Source organism: Metabacillus litoralis (assembly GCF_003667825.1).
Taxonomy (GTDB): domain Bacteria; phylum Bacillota; class Bacilli; order Bacillales; family Bacillaceae; genus Metabacillus; species Metabacillus litoralis_B.
Genome location: NZ_CP033043.1, coordinates 2,337,501 through 2,355,510 on the forward strand (window position 1 = coordinate 2,337,501; position 18,010 = coordinate 2,355,510).

Annotated in this window: 16 protein-coding genes, 1 tRNA gene, 2 rRNA genes and 1 other annotated feature (1 of these 20 running past the window's edge); of the genes, 5 read left to right on the forward strand and 14 right to left on the reverse strand. The window is 40.5% G+C overall.

Features of this window, described 5'->3' with window-relative positions:
• The 8 genes from D9842_RS11630 to D9842_RS11665 all read right to left on the reverse strand — a co-directional run.
• Positions 1 to 10 (reverse strand) — tRNA-Arg (locus tag D9842_RS11630) (it extends 67 nt beyond the left edge of the window).
• A gap of 100 nt (positions 11 to 110) precedes the next feature.
• A 23S ribosomal RNA gene (locus D9842_RS11635) occupies positions 111 to 3,061 on the reverse strand.
• 325 nt (positions 3,062 to 3,386) lie between these two features.
• Positions 3,387 to 4,936, reverse strand: a 16S ribosomal RNA gene (locus tag D9842_RS11640).
• The 16S and 23S rRNA genes sit together here with 1 tRNA gene alongside, the layout of an rRNA operon.
• A 440-nt stretch (positions 4,937 to 5,376) precedes the next feature.
• Complete coding sequence (locus tag D9842_RS11645) at positions 5,377 to 5,619, reverse strand: DUF2552 family protein (RefSeq protein ID WP_121662676.1); 243 nt, start codon at positions 5,617 to 5,619, stop codon at positions 5,377 to 5,379.
• Between the two features lie 9 nt (positions 5,620 to 5,628).
• Positions 5,629 to 5,952: an iron-sulfur cluster biosynthesis family protein gene (locus D9842_RS11650; RefSeq protein WP_121662677.1), complete on the reverse strand. Its 324-nt coding sequence runs from the start codon at positions 5,950 to 5,952 to the stop codon at positions 5,629 to 5,631.
• Between the two features lie 133 nt (positions 5,953 to 6,085).
• Positions 6,086 to 6,418, reverse strand: a complete 333-nt coding sequence (locus D9842_RS11655; protein ID WP_121662678.1) for a YolD-like family protein — start codon at positions 6,416 to 6,418, stop codon at positions 6,086 to 6,088.
• 28 nt (positions 6,419 to 6,446) lie between these two features.
• Positions 6,447 to 7,100, reverse strand: a complete 654-nt coding sequence (locus tag D9842_RS11660) for a GDSL-type esterase/lipase family protein (protein ID WP_162987407.1) — start codon at positions 7,098 to 7,100, stop codon at positions 6,447 to 6,449.
• A gap of 87 nt (positions 7,101 to 7,187) precedes the next feature.
• Positions 7,188 to 8,450, reverse strand: coding sequence for a Y-family DNA polymerase (locus tag D9842_RS11665; RefSeq protein WP_180320426.1), 1,263 nt, complete (start codon positions 8,448 to 8,450; stop codon positions 7,188 to 7,190).
• A gap of 148 nt (positions 8,451 to 8,598) precedes the next feature.
• On the opposite strand from D9842_RS11665, the gene D9842_RS11670 reads away from it, so the two are divergent.
• Positions 8,599 to 8,793, forward strand: a complete 195-nt coding sequence (locus tag D9842_RS11670) for a YqzH family protein (protein ID WP_121662680.1) — start codon at positions 8,599 to 8,601, stop codon at positions 8,791 to 8,793.
• A gap of 36 nt (positions 8,794 to 8,829) precedes the next feature.
• Here the strand turns inward: D9842_RS11670 and D9842_RS11675 are convergent, their stop codons facing one another.
• The 4 genes from D9842_RS11675 to D9842_RS11690 all read right to left on the reverse strand — a co-directional run bounded on the left by D9842_RS11675 (position 8,830) and on the right by D9842_RS11690 (position 12,598).
• Positions 8,830 to 9,777, reverse strand: coding sequence for a TRM11 family SAM-dependent methyltransferase (locus D9842_RS11675; RefSeq protein WP_232273299.1), 948 nt, complete (start codon positions 9,775 to 9,777; stop codon positions 8,830 to 8,832).
• A gap of 20 nt (positions 9,778 to 9,797) precedes the next feature.
• Positions 9,798 to 10,712, reverse strand: a complete 915-nt coding sequence (locus tag D9842_RS26550) for a GNAT family N-acetyltransferase (protein WP_121662681.1) — start codon at positions 10,710 to 10,712, stop codon at positions 9,798 to 9,800.
• A gap of 103 nt (positions 10,713 to 10,815) precedes the next feature.
• On the reverse strand, positions 10,816 to 11,610 hold the full coding sequence (locus tag D9842_RS11685; RefSeq protein ID WP_121662682.1) for an SDR family NAD(P)-dependent oxidoreductase: 795 nt from the start codon (positions 11,608 to 11,610) through the stop codon (positions 10,816 to 10,818).
• A gap of 4 nt (positions 11,611 to 11,614) precedes the next feature.
• Positions 11,615 to 12,598: an MBL fold metallo-hydrolase gene (locus D9842_RS11690; protein ID WP_121662683.1), complete on the reverse strand. Its 984-nt coding sequence runs from the start codon at positions 12,596 to 12,598 to the stop codon at positions 11,615 to 11,617.
• A gap of 262 nt (positions 12,599 to 12,860) precedes the next feature.
• Positions 12,861 to 13,067 (forward strand) — a binding site (T-box leader).
• Positions 13,068 to 13,173: 106 nt separating this feature from the next.
• Here D9842_RS11690 and proC point away from each other — a divergent pair.
• Together proC and D9842_RS11700 are read left to right on the forward strand one after the other, a co-directional pair.
• Positions 13,174 to 14,010, forward strand: coding sequence for a pyrroline-5-carboxylate reductase (gene proC / locus D9842_RS11695; protein ID WP_121662684.1), 837 nt, complete (start codon positions 13,174 to 13,176; stop codon positions 14,008 to 14,010).
• A 225-nt stretch (positions 14,011 to 14,235) separates the two neighbouring features.
• On the forward strand, positions 14,236 to 14,799 hold the full coding sequence (locus D9842_RS11700) for a DUF3231 family protein (protein ID WP_121662685.1): 564 nt from the start codon (positions 14,236 to 14,238) through the stop codon (positions 14,797 to 14,799).
• Between the two features lie 259 nt (positions 14,800 to 15,058).
• Here D9842_RS11700 and D9842_RS11710 read toward each other — a convergent pair whose 3' ends face one another.
• Positions 15,059 to 15,274, reverse strand: coding sequence for a cysteine-rich CWC family protein (locus D9842_RS11710; RefSeq protein ID WP_121662687.1), 216 nt, complete (start codon positions 15,272 to 15,274; stop codon positions 15,059 to 15,061).
• Between the two features lie 106 nt (positions 15,275 to 15,380).
• Between D9842_RS11710 and D9842_RS25895 the strand changes: the two genes are divergently transcribed.
• Positions 15,381 to 15,524, forward strand: coding sequence for a hypothetical protein (locus D9842_RS25895; RefSeq protein ID WP_162987408.1), 144 nt, complete (start codon positions 15,381 to 15,383; stop codon positions 15,522 to 15,524).
• 145 nt (positions 15,525 to 15,669) lie between these two features.
• Positions 15,670 to 16,686 (forward strand): NADPH dehydrogenase NamA, encoded by a 1,017-nt coding sequence (namA, locus tag D9842_RS11715; RefSeq protein ID WP_121662688.1) that lies wholly within the window; start codon positions 15,670 to 15,672, stop codon positions 16,684 to 16,686.
• Between the two features lie 44 nt (positions 16,687 to 16,730).
• Here namA and rnz read toward each other — a convergent pair whose 3' ends face one another.
• On the reverse strand, positions 16,731 to 17,660 hold the full coding sequence (gene rnz, locus D9842_RS11720; protein ID WP_121662689.1) for a ribonuclease Z: 930 nt from the start codon (positions 17,658 to 17,660) through the stop codon (positions 16,731 to 16,733).
• Positions 17,661 to 18,010 lie beyond the last annotated feature (350 nt).

The following is an 18,010-nucleotide window of genomic DNA, read 5'->3' on the forward strand; positions in this document are numbered from 1 at the left end:
CTACGGGCGCAATATTTCTATTAATATATTATAATTTTAGATTTTGAAGGCATATTCCTTCAAAACTAGATAACGATTCACAATTCATTCACTAAGCTTACGCTTTTAATTAGGTTAAGTCCTCGATCGATTAGTATCAGTCAGCTCCACACGTCACCGCGCTTCCACCTCTGACCTATCAACCTGATCATCTTTCAGGGATCTTACTAGCTAATGCTATGGGAAATCTCATCTTGAGGGGGGCTTCATGCTTAGATGCTTTCAGCACTTATCCCTTCCGCACATAGCTACCCAGCTATGCCTTTGGCAAGACAACTGGTACACCAGCGGTGCGTCCATCCCGGTCCTCTCGTACTAAGGACAGCTCCTCTCAAATTTCCTACGCCCACGACGGATAGGGACCGAACTGTCTCACGACGTTCTGAACCCAGCTCGCGTACCGCTTTAATGGGCGAACAGCCCAACCCTTGGGACCGACTACAGCCCCAGGATGCGATGAGCCGACATCGAGGTGCCAAACCTCCCCGTCGATGTGGACTCTTGGGGGAGATAAGCCTGTTATCCCCGGGGTAGCTTTTATCCGTTGAGCGATGGCCCTTCCATGCGGAACCACCGGATCACTAAGCCCGACTTTCGTCCCTGCTCGACTTGTAGGTCTCGCAGTCAAGCTCCCTTGTGCCTTTACACTCTACGAATGATTTCCAACCATTCTGAGGGAACCTTTGGGCGCCTCCGTTACATTTTAGGAGGCGACCGCCCCAGTCAAACTGCCCACCTGACACTGTCTCCCAGCCCGATCAGGGCTGTGGGTTAGAATTTCAATACAGCCAGGGTAGTATCCCACCGACGCCTCCACCGAAGCTAGTGCTCCGGCTTCTCAGGCTCCTACCTATCCTGTACAAGCTGTACCAAAATTCAATATCAGGCTACAGTAAAGCTCCACGGGGTCTTTCCGTCCTGTCGCGGGTAACCTGCATCTTCACAGGTACTATAATTTCACCGAGTCTCTCGTTGAGACAGTGCCCAGATCGTTACGCCTTTCGTGCGGGTCGGAACTTACCCGACAAGGAATTTCGCTACCTTAGGACCGTTATAGTTACGGCCGCCGTTTACTGGGGCTTCGGTTCAAAGCTTCGCTTGCGCTAACCTCTCCCCTTAACCTTCCAGCACCGGGCAGGCGTCAGCCCCTATACTTCGCCTTGCGGCTTCGCAGAGACCTGTGTTTTTGCTAAACAGTCGCCTGGGCCTATTCACTGCGGCTTTTCCGGGCTATTCACCCTAAAAAGCACCCCTTCTCCCGAAGTTACGGGGTCATTTTGCCGAGTTCCTTAACGAGAGTTCTCTCGCTCACCTTAGGATTCTCTCCTCGCCTACCTGTGTCGGTTTGCGGTACGGGCACCTCTCACCTCGCTAGAGGCTTTTCTTGGCAGTGCGGAATCAGGAACTTCGGTACTATAATTCCCTCGCCATCACAGCTCAGCCTTCACGACAACGGGATTTGCCTCATTGTCAGCCTAACTGCTTGGACGCGCATATCCAACAGCGCGCTTACCCTATCCTTCTGCGTCCCCCCATTGCTCAAACGGTGAGGAGGTGGTACAGGAATTTCAACCTGTTGTCCATCGCCTACGCCTTTCGGCCTCGGCTTAGGTCCCGACTTACCCTGAGCGGACGAGCCTTCCTCAGGAAACCTTAGGCATTCGGTGGAGGGGATTCTCACCCCTCTTTCGCTACTCATACCGGCATTCTCACTTCTAAGCGCTCCACCAGTCCTTACGGTCTGGCTTCACAGCCCTTAGAACGCTCTCCTACCACTGTTCGTAAGAACAGTCCACAGCTTCGGTGATACGTTTAGCCCCGGTACATTTTCGGCGCAGAGTCACTCGACCAGTGAGCTATTACGCACTCTTTAAATGGTGGCTGCTTCTAAGCCAACATCCTGGTTGTCTAAGCAACTCCACATCCTTTTCCACTTAACGTATACTTTGGGACCTTAGCTGGTGGTCTGGGCTGTTTCCCTCTTGACTACGGATCTTATCACTCGCAGTCTGACTCCTGAACATAAGTCTTTGGCATTCGGAGTTTGACTGAATTCGGTAACCCGATGGGGGCCCCTAGTCCAATCAGTGCTCTACCTCCAAGACTCTCATTTCAAGGCTAGCCCTAAAGCTATTTCGGAGAGAACCAGCTATCTCCAAGTTCGATTGGAATTTCTCCGCTACCCACACCTCATCCCCGCACTTTTCAACGTGCGTGGGTTCGGGCCTCCATTCAGTGTTACCTGAACTTCACCCTGGACATGGGTAGATCACCTGGTTTCGGGTCTACGACCACGTACTTATTCGCCCTATTCAGACTCGCTTTCGCTGCGGCTCCGTCTTATCAACTTAACCTTGCACGGGATCGTAACTCGCCGGTTCATTCTACAAAAGGCACGCCATTACCCGTGATTTTCCGCAAGGAAATATCAACAGGGCTTTGACTACTTGTAGGCACACGGTTTCAGGATCTCTTTCACTCCCCTTCCGGGGTGCTTTTCACCTTTCCCTCACGGTACTGGTTCACTATCGGTCACTAGGGAGTATTTAGCCTTGGGAGATGGTCCTCCCTGCTTCCGACGGGATTTCACGTGTCCCGCCGTACTCAGGATCCACTCTGGAGGGAACGAAGTTTCAACTACAGGGTTGTTACCTTCTTTGACGGGCCTTTCCAGACCTCTTCATTTACTCCGTTCCTTTGTAACTCCGTACATGAGTGTCCTACAACCCCATGAGGCAAGCCTCTTGGTTTGGGCTTCTTCCGTTTCGCTCGCCGCTACTTGGGAAATCGCGTTTGCTTTCTCTTCCTCCGGGTACTTAGATGTTTCAGTTCCCCGGGTCTGCCATCATCACCCTATGAATTCAGGTGAAGATACTACCCCATTACGAGCAGTGGGTTTCCCCATTCGGAAATCTCCGGATCAAAGCTTACTTACAGCTCCCCGAAGCATATCGGTGTTAGTACCGTCCTTCATCGGCTCCTAGTGCCAAGGCATCCACCGTGCGCCCTTAACAACTTAACCTCCGGCAAAAGATGAGCTTCAGATTACTTCGTTGACTTCATGTTCTGCGGTGCTCATGGACCAATTACGTCCATTCCGCTCCTCAAACATTTCGTCGCCTCGTACTCTTCGCTCCTCTTCCGCCTCAAGACATCAATACTTACTTAATGTCTGTTTATTAACTATTAAGAGAATCACTAAACTAAGCGTTTAAACTCAGTGAATTACTTGAATTGTTTTCGTTATCTAGTTTTCAAGGAACATATATTGAGAGATAATTCTCTCAAAACTAAACAAAATCAGAAACGTCTTTTTATGAAGGAGCTTGTCCTTCATTTTTCCTTAGAAAGGAGGTGATCCAGCCGCACCTTCCGATACGGCTACCTTGTTACGACTTCACCCCAATCATCTGTCCCACCTTAGGCGGCTGGCTCCTTACGGTTACCCCACCGACTTCGGGTGTTACAAACTCTCGTGGTGTGACGGGCGGTGTGTACAAGGCCCGGGAACGTATTCACCGCGGCATGCTGATCCGCGATTACTAGCGATTCCGGCTTCATGCAGGCGAGTTGCAGCCTGCAATCCGAACTGAGAATGGTTTTATGGGATTGGCTTGACCTCGCGGTCTTGCAGCCCTTTGTACCATCCATTGTAGCACGTGTGTAGCCCAGGTCATAAGGGGCATGATGATTTGACGTCATCCCCACCTTCCTCCGGTTTGTCACCGGCAGTCACCTTAGAGTGCCCAACTGAATGCTGGCAACTAAGATCAAGGGTTGCGCTCGTTGCGGGACTTAACCCAACATCTCACGACACGAGCTGACGACAACCATGCACCACCTGTCACTTCGTCCCCGAAGGGGAACCTTCTATCTCTAGAAGTAGCGAAGGATGTCAAGACCTGGTAAGGTTCTTCGCGTTGCTTCGAATTAAACCACATGCTCCACCGCTTGTGCGGGCCCCCGTCAATTCCTTTGAGTTTCAGTCTTGCGACCGTACTCCCCAGGCGGAGTGCTTAATGCGTTTGCTGCAGCACTAAAGGGCGGAAACCCTCTAACACTTAGCACTCATCGTTTACGGCGTGGACTACCAGGGTATCTAATCCTGTTCGCTCCCCACGCTTTCGCTCCTCAGCGTCAGTTACAGACCAGAGAGTCGCCTTCGCCACTGGTGTTCCTCCACATCTCTACGCATTTCACCGCTACACGTGGAATTCCACTCTCCTCTTCTGCACTCAAGTTCCCCAGTTTCCAATGACCCTCCACGGTTGAGCCGTGGGCTTTCACATCAGACTTAAGAAACCGCCTGCGAGCGCTTTACGCCCAATAATTCCGGACAACGCTTGCCACCTACGTATTACCGCGGCTGCTGGCACGTAGTTAGCCGTGGCTTTCTGGTTAGGTACCGTCAAGGTACCAGCAGTTACTCTGGTACTTGTTCTTCCCTAACAACAGAACTTTACGACCCGAAGGCCTTCATCGTTCACGCGGCGTTGCTCCGTCAGACTTTCGTCCATTGCGGAAGATTCCCTACTGCTGCCTCCCGTAGGAGTCTGGGCCGTGTCTCAGTCCCAGTGTGGCCGATCACCCTCTCAGGTCGGCTACGCATCGTTGCCTTGGTGAGCCGTTACCTCACCAACTAGCTAATGCGCCGCGGGTCCATCTGTAAGTGACAGCTAAAAGCCGTCTTTCAATTTCAAACCATGCGGTTCAAAATGTTATCCGGTATTAGCTCCGGTTTCCCGGAGTTATCCCAATCTTACAGGCAGGTTACCCACGTGTTACTCACCCGTCCGCCGCTAATCTCAGGGAGCAAGCTCCCATTGATTCGCTCGACTTGCATGTATTAGGCACGCCGCCAGCGTTCGTCCTGAGCCAGGATCAAACTCTCCAATAAAGAGTTGATAAAGCTCATAATTAAATCTTTAAAACGTTGACGTTTCTGTTTTGTTTAGTTTTCAAAGAACTACTTCGCTTACTCAATCGTTAGCGACAAAAATCATTGTATCACATATATTCTTCAGTGTCAACTTCCACGAAAATTATATTTCTTTCATTCAAGCGACTTAACTTAATTATCTTATCACCGAACTTCACAGAAGTCAATAACTTTATTTCTTTCAATAAAGCAATGTCCCTTATTGAAAATCAAGATACTAAATATATCATCTTACTTTCAACTTGTCAAAACCTAAAACTAAACAGGTTATCTCCAAGCAGAGTTCAAATTCTATCACCCCCTTTACAAGAAGTCAACAACTAATTTCCCATTTAAGATTCCATCCTCATATCTTAAAAGCCAATCCAAAAGGATTGGCTTCCATTATTCTTACCTAATTAACCTAAGACATCTGAAATATTCTCCATGTTTTCTTCAATCCATCGAAGCGCTTCGTCTATCGTAGGAAATTCCTGTGCCTCAAAAGACATCTCGTCTTGCAAAAGCCAAACGTCCTTCGTGTCTTCATGTGATCCACCAATTGACCAGTGAAGAAGACTATATGGATGGTTTTCATTTAAAAAGGATACCCATGTTTTATTTAAAGCTACATTTTTTATGGAATTTAATCGATCCTTCATCTATACTCCTCACTTTACAACTAAACTCATACGCGGATTTAATATTTGTGAGGGACTTTTTATCATGAAGCTTCTAGCTGACTCGTTATAAGAAATCGTTAGTTGATCATCTAAAAAGACCATTTTCGTTCTTTCTACTACTAAAGGTACGTAATTTGTCTCTATATTCACATCATCCTGATCTTGTTCTTCAACAAGCCACAATGCTGTTACACCGCTCATGACGCAGCCACAACCTTCAGTGTCGTATTTTATTTTTAAAAACCGTTCATTATTTTCAGCTAATTTTGGTTCTAGTTGTTGTATTGCTTCATCTGTAAAAGTCACCTGCATGATAAATCTCCTTTTTAAAATCCTTTTTATATAAGCACATTTTATCACAGGCTGTATATTCTTGCATAAATTTACTCCTAGAGGATCATTTTTGTAAAAAAACAAAGGATGAGTACTATACCTACTCATCCTCTTACTTTTGTTTTAAATCTACAATTGTTTGAATCGACAGCTGCTGACGATCACCAGTTTCCTCATTTATAATTCGCAAAGTATGCCGAATGGGATCAATATAATGTACATAACCTGAGCACGTATGAAAAAAATGATCTTTATAATAGGTAAACACAAGTTCTGTATGCTCCTCCATTGCCTGACAAATGGTTTCATTAAATTGTTCAAGTTGCTGTTCATCAAGTTCGGGTTTCTTCTGATAGGTATCTTCTTCGGACCAGTCTCGTAAAAGCTTAACATGTTCAGGGAGCATCATAGATGTCCATTTTATATTTCCTCTATCCCGTATCATGTCTCGTCACCACCTTCAAAACGATTTACTAGTGAAAAGCTTTCGGATAGCCTAGTTGAGTTAATGTATGAGCAATCTCTTGATATCCGAGATTATTTGGATGGATATGGTCCTTAGATAAAAGATCTTCTTGTCGACCTTTAAATACCGAGTAAATATCTGCAACTCGAATTGTTTTTCCATTATCAAAGCTGTTTAATTGACGATTAAAAAAACGAACCCATGTATCTGCAAGTGCAATTTCCGGCAATGGATTATAAAGATTAAGCAAATAAATGATAAAAGGAACACCACATTCTTTTTTCAATTCATGAATGGTTTCCATTATTTTCACCATATTGTTATGGCACTCTTTTACAGATTGAGTTAGGTCTGTTGTATCACGGGATTCCACGAATTCTTTGCTAGCTTGAATTAAATCGTTTCCTCCAGCTGAGATGGTAATAATGTTGGCATGTTTAATTTTCTGATGCAGCACAGGACTTTCTACAATTTGTAAAACACCGCCTGTTTCTATACCAGATTTTGCGTAAATACCAGCACATACGTGGGTATTTAGCTTTTCCTCAGTTAATCTCACATAACGTCCAACAAATCCAGGTGCTAGAAATGATGCGCCTACTCCAACTGTCAAGGAATCTCCTAGAGCTACATATGTTAAACATGACCGATTTGTTTCCACATGATATCCTCCTAAAAAAGCAAATAAAGTCCTTATACTTTATTCCTAAACAGAAGGATCGTAGCTTTTCCAAATTGAAATAGGCTTTTATGCTTTATGCCCACCAACAAGCGTGGCACGTTGCTTGGCTGTGCCAGCAGGTGTATAGGACACAGCCCGTAAAATGGCATCAGAGCCATATTTATGACGGATCGAGTCCATCACATATCCTAAAGTGCGTTGTTTTGTACGATTTGGTCGAAATAAATCCAGCTGCATTTCACAGTCATCTTCAATATTCGAGAGGGCGATTGAAATTTTCCGTACGGTTTTATTTTCATAAAAATTTTCAAAAAGCTGAAGACATGTTTCATAAATATCCATTGTAATATTTGTTGGTTCCTCAATTGTTTTAGAGCGATAAAACCCGCCACCAAATTCATCACGGCTATACCCAATTCCAAGGCTAATTGTACGACCAACCTTTTGATGCTGGCGTGCTCTACGGGCAACTTCCTCACTTATCTCTAACATCACATGTTTGACTTCTTCCGGGTCAGGGTAATCACGGAGCAACATTTGGCTTTTTCCAAAACTGATTTGCCCTTGCATAATTGGAGCACCAACTTCTGATAAATCAACACCCCATGCATGATAATAGAGTTGATTTCCCATCACACCAAATTTCTTTTCCAAAAGCTCAAGAGGATAGTTAGCAAGCTGTCCGATATTAAAAATCCCCATTCGATTTAAGGTTTTTTGCACTTTTGATCCAATCCCCCACATGTCACTTAGCGGTTCGATTTTCCATAACTTTTCCTTCACATCGTCATATGTCCATTCGGCAACACCTGTCTTTTTCGCTTCAGTATCTAAGCACACTTTCGCTAAAAGCATATTTGGTCCAATTCCAATGGCACTTGGAAGGGAAAATTCCCGTTCCATGTCATCACGAATTTTATGAGCAATTGTTAAAGCATCTCCCCAAATATGCTCTACCCCATCCACTTTGATAAAACTTTCATCAACACTATAGGTATGGATTGCATCTTTCGGTACATATCGATGAAAAAGCCTTGTCAACTCCGTTGAAATGCGGACATATGTCGCCATCTTTGGGTTCACAATCGTAATACGGGGATCTTTTGGCACTTCAAATAACCTGGACCCCGTTTTAATTCCAAACTCCTTTTTAAGTCGAGGAGATGCAGCTAAGACGATACTCCCTTGCCGCTCCGTATCACCTACAACAGCCAAATAACATGTTAATGGGTCCAACCCAAGCAACACGGCGGCACAACTTGCATAAAAGCTTTTCATATCAATACAAAGAATCTTTTGTTTTGGCAGCTGATCGTAGTTTTCAATCATAGCCGTTTCCTCCAATAGAATATATGTTCGTATAAAGTATATTCTATATATTAAGCGAATATACGTTCGATTTCAATGGTAGTTTTCACCATGAAGCATGATGAACAAATACTTCAAAAGATGTATACTACCTTTAACGAGGTGAAATATGGAAGAAAAGATACTTTTCAAAATGCTTCGAAAAAGTTTTTTACAGTACGGAAGAAATCTTGATGAAGATCCATTATCAAGTGAGGATTCGGCTTATTTACTCGAAAAGATAGCCGCGGATAAAAACGATGATACAGAATGGTATGAGGTTATAGAGGATGCTGTCTATAGCTATGTAACAAATCAAGAATAAAAGAGCCTTGTGAGTCAAGAAGACATCACAAGGCTACTATTCACAGACAAGAATTTGTCTCGTAAAACTTCCCTTTTTCGCAACACCACGATCAACAATTTTAAACCCTGCTTTTTCTATTAAATAATCAATCGTTTCAATTGTCACTACAACAACTCTGCTAGCGAAGCTACGGGCACTTCGGAGCATGTCAAGCTGCTTATCTGGGTCTAGAACTGAGCAAAGATTATAAGGCATATCAATAATAGCTACATCATAACAGCCGGTCACATCAAGAATGTCCCTTAAACTAACTTCCCCCTCTAAGCCAAAATAAGCAATATTTTCTCGGGCAAGTGGACAGACAAGTGGGTTATTGTCACTCCCAACAATGTTAATCCCCATTGATAACGCTTCTACTAAAACTGTTCCCGATCCACAGCAAGGATCAATTGCTTTGATATTGTCTACCTTAGGAACAGCAATATTGACAACAGCTCTCGCAACTCTTGTGCTTAAAGCCGTTGAATACTGTTTAGGTTTATTTTGATGATAAAACCAAATGGATTCACTTTTGTTGTATTGACCAAACACCCAGCTATTATGAAGCTTCATAATTACAAACAATAACTCAGGATTAACCAAATCAACTCTACCAACTATTTGTAGCCCAATCTCACGTTCCATTTTACGTCTTTCATCAAAACTTACTTTTTCATAACCGGCCAAATCAGTATGTTCAATGAAGAGCACTTTAAACGTGGCACCCTCTATATTCAATCCCTTTATTTGCTGAACAATGCCCATAAAAGAATCCGCTCTATACATAACATCAATTCTTTCGTTAATAAACGGACTTCGGCTTGGATCAATCTTTACAGTAGTTTCAATTATACTAGAATCTGTATCAAACCCAAAAAGTGAGCGCATCTCCAGTTGGCACAATGAAAGCTCATCTTCATGACTAGTAAATGTATAGATAAATTTCTTTTGTTGTTGAGCCAAGCATTTTCCACCTTTACTTATTAAAATATTATTTTTGAATCGGTTGGTGTTCCCTGATGAAAATACATTTGCCAATGACCTTTTTTATATTTCCAAATCGAACTCCGTAAAGTCGTTTGTTTTCTTGTTGCATCATTTATTTTATAAGTAGTCAAAACAACATCCGTTGACAAGGGATGCAAAGTAAAATCATACAGTTCCATATCTCGGACCGTCAAGCCCCCATCATCAAGACAATCCGATTTTGTCCAAACGTTCCCTGAACTTCCAAATTCAAAAAAATCATCTGCAAGCAGCTTGTTTAATTCAGTAGGAGATGTTCGAACAGTAGGAGTTAACAGCTGCTCTTCTAGAGCCTGGATGTGTGACCGTAAAGAACCGTTAGCTTCAACAGTAGCTAGCATCTTCTGTGCCTCATCCCATTCTGGGGCAAGTATACTCATCTCCCATAAGCTCCAGTAGTGATCACCCATTTTTCGGCAATCTCTAAGCAACCCCTCCTTTTTAAAGCCAACCTTTTGATAACATGCAATTGCTGAAGTGTTAAAATCAAAAACACCTAAACTAACACGGTGCAAGTTTAGCTGTTCAAATGCAATTTTCACTATTTCAGTCATCATTAGATACCCAATTCCCTTACCTCGAACACCTTGATCCCCAACCAACACTTTTCCAACTCTTGCTGATTTATGCTCACGATCAATATTCGCTAGAGATATATGCCCAATAACGTGTCCAGTTTTTTGAAGAACAACACTATAAACATAAGCATCAGACACATCAGTATTTGCCTTTTCTATATATCGTTCAATTTGTTCTTTGGTTAACGGAAAAGTAAAAGCAGGCCCAGCCCATTGAAGCAAAAACTCAGGTGTAGAAATCCAACTAATTAATTTTTGGATATGATCATGCTTAAAATACTGTAACTCTATCATAAAAAGACTCCTATAAGATATTTTTGTATTAAATGTAAAACGAAAGTGAAGTTTAGGCAATAAATAAAAAAGACATAATGCTGTTAACACTATGTCTAAAATCTTATTTCTTAAAAAATGCTTTGCCTGCTAGTTTTTCAAAAAGTCTCGGCATTACCTGGTAAAGGGTGCTTCCCGCATTCATCCAAGCCGGTAAATTAATTTCGCGTCTTGGAGTCAGCATAGAAGCCACAATGATTCGAGCAACCTTGTTTGGATCGAGCATCCAACGTTCAACATTTTTCACATAGTCCCCTTGTTTATCAGCAATTGTGAAAAAATTTGTTTTAATCGGTCCAGGATTTACAGAGGTAACAAAAATCCCATGCTGCTTAACTTCCATTCTTAAACTGTTAGTAAAACCTAAAACGGCATGTTTACTAGCTGAGTATAAACTTGATTTTGGTGTTGCAATTTTCCCCGCCTGTGAAGCAATATTGATAATATGTCCCTGTCTTCTCTTCATCATCGCTGGCAAAACCATCTTTGTGCTGGCAACTAGACCAAAGACATTGACCTCAAACATACTTTTCATTTCATCTAATGAGGAATGAAGCACTTCATTAAAAATACCGAATCCGGCATTATTAACAAGAATATCAATCGAACCCACATCGCGTTCGATCATTGAAAAAACAGTTTGAATTGATTGAAGGTCCTGAACATCTAGTGAATAATAGTGACATGAAACACCGTAATTATGCTTAATACGCTCAGAAAGCTTTGCTAAAACTTCTTCTCTTCTAGCAAGCAAAACAAGATGAGCACCATTTTTCGCACATTCGATCGCAATTTTTTCACCAATTCCACTAGAAGCACCGGTAATAGCCACATAGCACCCCTGTATACGAGAATTCATCTGATCACCTCTTTTTCTCTACAGCATAATAAAGAGCTGGAGTGTTTGTTTCATCAATTTTAATTTGACCGTTGTCCTCAAGGTAGTCAAGCTGTCCAACAGTCTCTGACATAGTCAGCATAAGCTGCTTGTGATATATAGTAGGAAAAAGTGCTTTGCACACTTCAAATGCGGTTAGAGACTTTTTCTGCAAGAACCCTTTAACAAGCTCCGCCCTCTCAGCTTGTTTTTTCAAACGATAGGCAATAAGCTCATGAGCATTCTCAATATTTTCCCCATGTCCTGGATAAACAATAGATAGCGACAAATCAAGCAATTTAGAAATTGAGTTGTTTAGCTGCAGCTGAGGCTTTGGTCTGTCGATAGCTCCGTCAATCATTGGGGGCTCTAGTAAAGGATTTGGAGAGATGTCCTTTAACAGTAAATCTCCCCCAACTAGTATACCTGTCTTTTCTTCATATAAGACGATGTGACTCTGGGCATGACCCGGGGTTTCCATAACTATCCATCCAGGGAGTCCAGCAATCTCCATTCCTTCTACCAGCTCATGATGTAACGTTCGATTACACGAATATTCTAAGGTGTCGTTCAATTTTTGTATAGAAGGTAAGAAATTTTCATCTAATCCAAAGGTGAGAAAAAGTTGTTCAAAATACCGTGCTTGAGCTTGCAGAAACCCTTCATCTTTTTTTAACCACGGCTTGTTAAAGGGGTGGCCAAAGACAGGAATGTTGTGGTCAAAATAATCAAGCATACCAACATGATCTGGATGATGATGTGTAATGATGATTTGTTCAATGTCATCTGGTGTATAACCATATTCCTTTAATTGATGTTGAAAGGAAAGCCACGCTTCTTCTGTTTTAGGTCCAGCATCCACAAGTGTTACACGCTCTCCCTTGATTAAGTAAACATTCACATCACCCACCGGAAACGGTGTGGGTAAAATGATTTTCAAAATTTGCTTTGCCTGTGTTGTCTGGTTCATTTACTCATCCCCATTATTATTTTTATATAAGTTAAGTTAATAAAGAAGCAGGAAATCATGATAATCAAATTATGTATCTTCACTAGGCTTTCTTTAATCTAAACAAATTATCTACCACAATTGTACCTTGCAACTACCACCTTGTCATTATATTCCAATAATTCAAATCTCTAATGATATAAAGAAAACTTGACAACAGCTTATCTAACGCTGCATAATGAATAAAAATTTATATCTTTGCATAGTTGTAGTGTTTTTAATATACATAGCGTTGATTAGGAATAGTAGATAAAATGGCGCAAAAAGAGAGTGGAGTCCATGGCTGAAAGGCTCCATTGCTAACCTTTTATTGAACCTACCCTATGAGCTGTTAGGTAAACCTAACCGTATGTCTGCGATAAAGATTATAAGCTGGGAATGCATAGGCATTCCAAAAAAGGTGGTACCGCGGAGTCATTCCGTCCTTATTATAGGACAGAATGGCTTTTTTATTTATGGAATGCAGGGCTCGGTTAAACTAGCGGTCTAGCAGGAATCGAACTTAATAAGATCACACAATAAAAAGGAGAGAAATTATGGAAAGAATCGGATTTATAGGAGCTGGCTCAATGGCTGAAGCCATGGTTGCAGGACTTATAAAAGGAAATGTGTTTCAAGCGGAGCAAATCATTGTGTCGAATCGCTCTAATTCAGATCGACTAGATGAATTATCAGCAAAGTACGGCATAAAAACGACTCATGATAAAGAACAATTAGTAAAAGATGCTTCCATTATCGTACTAGCAATGAAACCTAAAGATGTAAAAGCAGCTCTTGACGGTGTACAAACTTTAATCAAAGATCATCTTATTGTGTCTGTTTTAGCCGGGATTTCTATACAAACAATTACGGCTATTCTTGGAAAGAAAGTTTCTATCGTTAGGGCAATGCCAAATACATCTGCTGCTATTGGAAAATCAGCCACTGCTATTGCAGGAAGTGATTCTGTAACAATGAAGCAAATGAAAAAATGTAAATCTCTTTTTGAAGCAATCGGGATTTGTAAGATTGTTGAGGAGAATCAATTGGATGCTGTTACTGGGTTATCTGGAAGTGGTCCTGCCTATATTTATTATTTAGTAGAATCAATGGAGAAGGCTGCTGTTGAAGTAGGGTTAGACCCTTTTGTTGCCAGAGATTTAATTGTTCAAACCTTACTAGGGGCATCGGAAATGATTGCTGTTTCAGACAAACATCCATCTCAGCTAAGGAAGGAAGTAACAAGTCCGAATGGCACAACAGAGGCAGGAATATCCATCTTAAAGGAAAAACACGTTCAGGAAGCGGTCATATCATGTATCAAACGGGCAACAGAACGTTCAGAGGAATTAAAAGCAATGTTTTCTGAAGAGTTGGTCACTAATAAAAAGTAAAGATAGCAGGGATTTCATTTGATGTGAAATCCCTGTTTTTTTCTTCCTTTTCAAATAAAAAACCTCTAGAGCAAACCTTATAAGTCAAAACATGATAGTTTAGTGGCGATCATTACCGTAATAGAAAATAAACTAAGATCTAATACCCACTTACCTATTCAATCTGAGTGAATTCATAAATTTTTGCACAAAATAATTGAAAACTAAGTTTAAGAGGTGATACAGATGTCTAATTTCCTTGAAGGTACAATTGAATTTATTAAAACAAATCTAAATAATACAACTCAACGACCACTGCATATTGGTGAAGCAATGACTTTGTGGACTTACTCCATTTTACTTGATGAAGCAAATGCTTTTTGCTACATCGGAAAAAATACATCAGATGATCAGGATATCCAGAAGATGTTAAAAGACAGCATTAAAAACTGTGCCGAACAATCAAACGATGTTAAACAGCTTATGATAAAAGAAGGCGTCCCCATCCCAAACGCAACTCCCCCAAAGCCAAACTCTGACACATTGGACATTCCTTATGGAACAAAGATGTCTGATGAAGAAATAGCAAATGGATTAATTGCAAAAGAGCTGGCAGCAATTAATTTATGTAATGGAACATTAACACAAGCTATCCGTAATGATGTGGGAGCTATGTTTTTGAAGTTCTATAATGAAAAAGTGAATTCTTTACTTATTGTTAAGACAACAATGCTTGAAAGAGGCTGGTTAAAAGTTCCTCCATCTTTTGCAGTAACCGGACACCCCAATTCTTCTGAAGGGAATAAGTAATTATCCTCCAATAAAACCTTTACCTCTTTAGAAAAGCTCTATAAGGGTAAAGGTTTTTCAGGTCTTACAGGACAAAACAAACAAGTGGGGTCATCACATTTTTCTTCTTTCCACTCATTACATAAAGCGCAAAAGTATGTGTCAAAATCATCGTAATAAACAATATGGGACCCACATTTTGAACAAATTTGGTCTTTATCAATAAATCCTTCTAGTTTAATATCTTTAATCACAACAATGCCATCTCTTTCGGTAACCCTCACCTTTTCACCCCAAGAATATAATTTTCCCCTGTCATTTTTTCTTTATAATCATTCACACATTTTTTACAAATACACGAATCTTTTGAAGCAGATGTTAGTAGTTCTTTTGGAAATGATTCAGTCATGCACCAACATGTTTCTGGTTCTTTAGAAACTGTACATTGATTATCATTATGACATAAGGGACACTTCTTCATATTTACACCTTCCATAAAGGATACTTTTATACATGTTTTATTTTAGCACTAAATCCTTCTAGAATATTTTACTTGCATCAAAAAATGTTGAAATTAAATACTAATGAATGGAGGTGGGAAAGTGTTTAACCGCAATGTTATGAGTTTATTACTTAAAAGTACAATACTATCAAGTTTATTCAGTTTTATTGTCATTACACTTACTATTTATCATCATTTTAAAATAAAGAATTTGCTACAGAAGCTTGAAAATAGATCAGTATAAGCATTTTCCAACTAGCCACTAACAAAATGAAGTGGCTTTTTTCACCTTTAACTACATAAAAACTAACAAGCAGAAAACATGCCTATTTTTTATTAGATTGTTATAATTTTTGCGTAAACATAATCTACATAATGGAGGAGAAACAATGAGAACGAAGCTTTTTCAACCTTATCAAATAAAAGATGTAACGATAAAGAACCGTATTGTTATGTCACCAATGTGTATGTATTCCTCAACAGGTCAACAAGGATTTGTTGAAGACTTTCATATGACCCATTATATTAGTCGTGCAGTAGGTCAAGTGGGGTTAATTATGATTGAAGCAACAGCTGTTACTCCACAAGGTCGAATTTCTTCTCAAGACCTAGGAATTTGGAGTGATGATCATCTTCCTCAACTAAAAAAACTAGTATCAGGTATAAAAGAATATGGCTCAAAAACTGCGATACAGCTTGCCCATGCCGGTCGTAAAGCTACGGTTGATGGCGAGATATTTGCTCCATCCGCTATCCCGTTTGATGATCATTCCAAAACACCCACAGCTATGACAAAAGAAGATATTGCATCCACCGTTCAAGCATTTAAAGATGGAGCGAGAAGAGCAAAAGAAGCTGGTTTTGACATTATTGAAATTCATGGAGCACACGGATATTTAATCAATGAATTTTTGTCTCCATTATCTAACAAACGTGAGGACGAATACGGAGGATCACCAGAAAATCGCTATCGTTTATTAAGCGAAGTAATCGATTCTGTAAAAGAAGTTTGGAGTGGCCCACTTTTTGTCCGGATTTCTGCTTCTGATTATCACGAGGAAGGATTAGATGTTTCAGATTACGTTGAATTTGCAAAGAAAATGAAGGAACAAGGTGTTGACTTAATCGATGTAAGTTCAGGAGCAGTTGTAACTGCCAAAATCAACGTGTTTCCAGGCTACCAAGTCCGTTTTGCTGAAAAAATTAAAGAAGAGGCAAAGATAGCGACGGGAGCGGTCGGACTTATTACGACCGGATTACAAGCAGAAGAAATATTACAAAATAATCGAGCAGATCTTATCTTTATTGCAAGAGAGTTGCTACGAGACCCTTATTTTCCAAGAACAGCAGCAGCTCAGCTTAAAGAAACGCTTGATCCCCCAAAACAGTATGACAGAGGTTGGTAAGATAAAAAGGAGAGATGGCTTAAAATCCATCTCTCTTTCTTGTTTTAACTATTCTTCGGTATTTCAATTTGCATAAAATCTGATGCTATTAACGTTAAAGGAAAGGTATCCTTTGCCTCCTGAAGTAGTAAATCATGCTGCTCTGTTGTTTGGTAACGAGAGCTAATGTGTGTAAGAATTAACTTTTTCGCATTAGATTTTGATGCAACTTTAGCTGCATCCATTGTCGTTGAATGGAAATAATCATATGCAAGCTGTTGATCTTCCTTAGAAAATGTTGCTTCATGAATAAGCACATCAGATTCTTCCGCAAGTTTTATACTTTTCTCGGTGTATCGGGTGTCCCCTAATATTGTCACAACTCTTCCCTTTTGTTTCGGCCCAATAAAATCGTCTCCATTAATAACTGAGCCATTTGGTAACTGAATGTCTCCACCCTTTTTAACTTTTTGATAAATCGGTCCAGGAGGTATTCCGAGATTTTTGAGTTTTTCAACAAGTAAGGGACCCGGTAAATCTTTTTCAATTACTCGGTATCCATATGAGTCAATTCCATGCTCCAATTTTTCAGCAATAACCTGAAAAGATTCATCCTCAAAAATAATACCATTTTCAATTTCTACAAATTCTATTTCATAAGTTAAATGTGTGTGGCTAACAGAAAGTGATATTTTTACAAACTCTTCTATTCCTTTAGGTCCGTATATCGTTAAAGGGGTTTCTCCACCTTGAAATGACCTTGAACTAATTAACCCTGGTAAGCCGTAAATATGATCACCGTGCATATGTGTAATAAAGATTTTCTCAATCTTTCTAGGCTTAATAGAAGTATGTAAGATTTGATGCTGCGTCGCTTCACCACAATCAAATAACCATACTGCATTTCTCTCCTCTAATAACTGGAGGGCTACACTCGAAACATTCCGAGCTTTAGCAGGAATTCCGGCTCCTGTACCGAGAAACATAATATTCAATATAATGCCTCCTCCTTTACATTATCAAGCATACATGAAAGAGAATGATTATGACAATATAGGTTTTTGACATGATAATTGTTAAAGGATTGGCACTCTTTCGCATTAAATATTTACATTTATTCTTGTTTTTTCATACCTTCATGAATAAAAATTCAATCAACCTCTTGACCAATCCATCAATTATTGTCTAAAATAGACTGAATTATACAAAGATTTCTACAAAATAGATGCATATCAGACGATATTTTTCTGCAAATCGTTTATAATAGTTTATGATGAAAGTCTTTTTAGAGCTATTATGTTTGATTTACTGCAAGATAACCTTTAAAATTAAGTATTCGTATAGG